The organism is Aporhodopirellula sallentina SM41 (assembly GCF_000346505.1).
GTDB lineage: Bacteria > Planctomycetota > Planctomycetia > Pirellulales > Pirellulaceae > Rhodopirellula > Rhodopirellula sallentina.
The window spans coordinates 1-4,817 of record NZ_ANOH01000114.1 but is presented as its reverse complement, the minus strand read 5'-3'; the positions used below and the strand labels follow the sequence as shown (position 1 = coordinate 4,817).

4 protein-coding genes and 1 pseudogene are annotated in these 4,817 nt (G+C 55.6%); 4 read left to right on the top strand and 1 reads right to left on the bottom strand.

The genetic code is table 11. The features are described from left to right. The 3 genes and pseudogenes from RSSM_RS06895 to RSSM_RS06885 form a co-directional block, all read left to right on the top strand. A pseudogene (locus RSSM_RS06895) lies at positions 1-972 on the top strand (hypothetical protein); the annotation flags it as partial. Between the two features lie 23 nt (positions 973-995). Continuing rightward, positions 996-1,337: a hypothetical protein gene (locus RSSM_RS06890; protein WP_044301525.1), complete on the top strand. Its 342-nt coding sequence runs from the start codon at positions 996-998 to the stop codon at positions 1,335-1,337. 183 nt (positions 1,338-1,520) lie between these two features. Next, positions 1,521-1,910, top strand: a complete 390-nt coding sequence (locus RSSM_RS06885) for a hypothetical protein (RefSeq protein WP_144059621.1) — start codon at positions 1,521-1,523, stop codon at positions 1,908-1,910. Between the two features lie 971 nt (positions 1,911-2,881). Here RSSM_RS06885 and ppk2 read toward each other — a convergent pair. Beyond that, complete coding sequence (gene ppk2, locus RSSM_RS06880; protein ID WP_008675934.1) at positions 2,882-3,754, bottom strand: polyphosphate kinase 2; 873 nt, start codon at positions 3,752-3,754, stop codon at positions 2,882-2,884. 503 nt (positions 3,755-4,257) lie between these two features. On the opposite strand from ppk2, the gene RSSM_RS06875 reads away from it, so the two are divergent. Continuing rightward, a complete protein-coding gene (locus RSSM_RS06875; RefSeq protein ID WP_044301521.1) occupies positions 4,258-4,476 on the top strand; it encodes a hypothetical protein in 219 nt (72 codons plus the stop codon). Positions 4,477-4,817: the final 341 nt, after the last annotated feature.

The following is a 4,817-nucleotide window of genomic DNA, read 5'->3' as shown; positions in this document are numbered from 1 at the left end:
CCATTCCTGCCCTACTGGCACGAGTCCTTGCTTCCACCCTGGAGTCAAAACGGCGTGGTGCCGGCCGAAAGAGTCTCAGCCTTTGGAGGTGCCTATCGCGAAAGGCTATTAGCGGGTGTGGGACCCTACGCCCTGACACGACTTGCATTGGAAACCGGTGGCACGATGACATTGATGCATCGTGCCGGTGATGAGGGAACTTTCAATCTCGCTGCCATGCGCGATTACCTGCCAAGCTACGGTTCGCTCGAAGACTATATGGCGTCCGTTCGCGGAAATCCGATTCGCGAAGCCGTGCACATGGCGGCCATGGCGAGCCATCAACACATTGAAGCTTTTATCCCACCCAGGATGGCTTTTGTCGGGCGACGTTCGAGATTCTATCCGTTCAAGGAGTCGTTTCCGTACATGCAACCGCAAGTGTTTCGCACGAGGTTTGGGAAACCGTTACAGGAAGCCCGGGCACACGTCATTCGAATGAATGCGATCCTTGAGAAACTGCTTCGTGGGTTTAGCGATCCATCAATCGACTGGGAATACGAATACGCGAGAGAGTCTTCGAAGCGGTGGCGTGCCTGGTACGACCTCACCAAGGGACGGTTGCTCGCGTTGTCGGTTCGTTGTTTGGAATACAACGCAGCATGCGTGCTCCTTCCCAACGCATTGCTGCCGACAACAAACAACGTTCGTCTGACATCATGGAACGGTCAATTACGGGTACCAGATTCGCTGGCCCGGGCTCGCGAAGCGGAACGTCTCTTGACTCGGTGCGTTGAAACGAATCCTGGCACGCCATGGGCAAGTTTGGCACGTTGGGAACTTGATTCCCCGCTCGGCATCCAGGTCCGCCAAATCTCCATCCCCCCTCCTCCGCCTCCTCCGCCGAAACCCATTGTGCCGGCAGTCCGTGTGCCCGCACGGATGCCAACAGGAGTTGCGCCAACACCGACTTTTACGTTCCCAAACCTCTAGAGGTCATCGTTGTCGTGCGTCGAGTGTCAACTCATCGAGAAGACGAGAACGATCGTCCGCAGATCGAGTACCAGACGCTTCTCTTGGAGCCTCCCCTCGTCCCAGACTACGTTCCGCTACCTCTCACGCTGCCAACGGTACTGCTAATCACGGGAAGCAGCATCGATGTCGAATACAATGTGCAGAACGATAGTCTATTCGTTGATGCGGAAAGTCAGTCTTTCGTGCTGTTCTTCTTGTCCAACGGTTCGGCCAACCAATCCGAACTGCTCACAGGCAAATCGGTTGAACCGCTGGCCGCTGGCGCAGAAACCGGCGCACGTGCGATTCGATTGGACCTGCCCAATCAGGAGCATCCAGTATGAGCCAACGGGTTGCCGTCGGAGTACTCGATCAGCATGCATCGTGGATGCCGCTGATTCTATCTTTGAGAACGACGATCGCAACAATGAGATCGTCGTCAGCGAAATGTTTATTCGGCCATTCGTTCAAGTCAGTGAATCCTACGGGCCACGGAAGGCTTGCAGGACGATACGCTGGAAATCCAATTGACCACTGCACCGACTTCAGATGTGGAGGTCGTCGCATTTTCTGATTTACGGATCGACCTTGTGAGCGGCCCTGGCGTTACCGTTCCCATGAGGTTCACCGCCGAGGAATGGGAGCAATCGCGACGCGTCGATGTCAGTGCTGCTGTCGATGATTTGACGGAGGGAAACCAGGTCACAAACTTTCGGTTCGTGGTCACCAGTGAAGATCCCAGGTTTGCATCGACTGGGATACCTGACTCGGAGGTCCTGATCCGCGAGACTGCGATCCGTCCCGTCATTGAAAAGATCAGCGCCGGCGAGGAATCATCAAGATTGCAAATCACGACGCTGACGGTCGAACTCGATCGTGAAGTCGACCACACAGAAGCCGTCGTGCATTCCAATTAGTCAATGTCACGACCGACAACGAAGTCACTTCTTTGCAGGCATCGCCAACCAATCCAGGCGGCCGCACGACCGTAAAAATTCAGCTCGGCGACGGACCTTCCTTGCAGTCACGTCAAGGTAACGACCACTACTCGGAAATTCTATTGAAGACGTAAAGTATCGTCTCACGAATGTGGAGACCAACTCCGCGCTAACGGCAACTCGCTGGCAATGGTGACAGATGAGATCTTCGGGGAAGCAGCTACGGATTTGTTCTTTCCATTGTTCGGAGATGACGACGGGGACCGCGACATCGACGGTCAAGACTATGGCCAGTTTGGTATCCGCTTCTTGCGTCAACTTGTCTAGTACCGCGGGAACGAAGTAAAGCTGCTTGAAACAATCTTAAGCCGATGCGTGAGCGAGGGATTCTCGGCATTTCCCTCGCTCACGCATCGGGTTATGAAGCAAGGTCAATTCGTTCTGCGACACCAGAGGAATCCTGAGTGCACAAGAACCAAGGACGAATACGCTGACGCCAGCGTATCCGACACCGCTGGTTTTAGTCGCGTCGATTGGTGGTATCTGTAATCGACGTCGCCCCAGAACCTGGGCGAAGGCGGGAATCACAAGGGGCGATTCGTCACCGTCACGACGACAAATCAGAGTTGATCTTACCTGCGGAGGTTGGACAAACCGACGTCAATTTCCACATGGCTCAAGTGCTGTCGGTGGCGAAGACCGAAGCGACTTGCGTAATATCTTCTGCGCGCACCGGCGGCCGACGCCGGGGGGCTGTACTTGTTTCATCAGCCGTTGAAACTGCAGTAAGTTGTTGAGGCCTCGTGCAGTTTGTGCTCGATCATGCTGCCCGTTTGTTTTGCATGGGACGCTGGTGGTCCGGGGCTTGGTTTGGGTGGCCGGCAATTGGGACGTTCGTTTGTTGGTCTCTTGTGATGGACCAGCGACAAGTAGTTGTGCGAAGGCTTGGGTTACCAGATTTCTGGGATGAAGGTTTGGTCTTCTAGGGGTGGGCGGAGGTAGGCGCCGTCGGTTGGGCGGGGAGGTAGTTTGGGTGGGGTTGGTGTCAGGTCTTTGTATGGGATCATGCTCAGGAGATGGCTGATGCAATTGAGTCGGGCGCATTTTTTGACGTCCGCTTTGACGACATACCATGGGGCCTGTTTGATGTCCGTGTGTGCGAACATCGTGTCTTTGGCTCGGGAGTACTCGATCCATCGCGAGCGTGATTCGACATCCATCGGGCTCAGTTTCCAACTCCGGGTTGGATCTTTCATGCGTTTTTGAAAACGTCGTTCTTGCTCTTCGTCGCTGACCGAAAACCAGTGCTTGATCAGTTGGATTCCTGATCGCACCAGCATGCGTTCGAACTCGGGGCAGGACCGTAGGAATTCGTGGTACTCCGCGTCGGTGCAAAATCCCATCACGTGTTCGACGCCGGCGCGGTTGTACCAGCTCCGGTCGAGCAAGACGATCTCCCCGGCGGCCGGCAGTTGGGCGACGTAGCGTTGGAAGTACCAACTCTTTTTCTCTCGCTCGGTCGGAGTGCCCAAGGCCACGACTCGGCAGATACGTGGATTCAGGCTTTCGGTGATTCGTTTGATGACTCCGCCTTTGCCCGCGGCGTCGCGGCCCTCGAAGATCACCGCGACTTTCAGTCCCTCGTGCTTGACCCACTCCTGCATTTTGACCAGTTCGATCTGCAGCCGAGCGAGTTCCTTTTCGTAGACCTTTTGATCGATACGGTGCTTGGTTGCTTTGACGTCCCCGCTCCCGTTGAAGATCGTGTCGCTTTCGAGATCGTCCTGTTTTTGCTTCTTCTTCGTCTTCTGTTTGGAATTCACTCGAAGGCACCTATCAATGTCAGGGAGGCGGTAGTGGTGACAGCCAGAATCCGGCGTGTGCAGTTTCGATGCCGCGCGTTCGTGCGACGTGTTCCTGCCTTCATGCTACACGAATCCGGAGCGTGTCGAGCCAAATGTGCATCTCAGTGAAGCAAGCAGCCACAATTGCAGGCATGCAAGAAACGTGATCAGAAAGATGAATCGTGCGCCAGGAAGGTCCGACTGCGTATAGATCGCGATCCGTATCGAGGACGGTCAGTGCCGGTTGAGATTGGCTCGGTTGACGCGGGGCTGTGCGTGTTGGGAGGCGACGACTCTGTAGGGCTTGAACTGCAACGAATGCCCGCATAAGCTCGCCGAGGTGCGGGCGCGGTTCGTTCTGGTTTCAGAATGGTTGTCCGACAGGAATACTGGAGTGCACGGCGTTTTGCAGGTTTTTTTGAGTAAGATCTGGAGCACTCGCATCTCCGCTACGCTACCCCGAGCCAGTCTAAGGAAACCCGATGACCCGACTTTTGATGACGATCGCACTGACGATTCTTCCGGCGACTTTCGTGATGGCGCACGAAGGACACGGGCATGGTGCCGCCGGCCAAGAAAACACTTTGTGGCACTATTTGACGGAGCCACAACACGCGTGGGTGTTTGCATTGTTGCTCGTCATGGCCGCCGCGGTGATCGGGTATCGCTGGCTCGAACGTGACCAGCATCAAAGCGCTTAAGGTCGTGTCCTCGCAAACTTTGGTTTGTGGGATTTTCAATCCGGGGCGTTCGTAATCTCAACACGCCCCAACGGGGGCATTTCTAATCCAGGCCAGGGCAATCCAGGCCAGGGCAATCCAGGCCAGGGCAATCCAGGCCAGGGCAATCCAGGCCAGCGCATTCCAGCCCGGCCCAACGGCCTGGGAACTTTCGGTGGTTCGCGGGGGCAGCCGAAACTCTTGGCGGGCTGTTGATTTATTCGTTTAACGGGCAGCCAAAGGCGACCTACTTGCCACTGCCCGTTGCCTACGGCTACCGGTTAAACGAAAGCAGGTTGACTCTTGAATAAATCGACAAACCG

Coding starts and splice junctions, on each gene's coding strand:
- RSSM_RS06875 (WP_044301521.1), top strand. CDS start 4,258: ATGACCCGACTTTTGATGACGATCGCACTGACGATTCTTCCGGCGACT.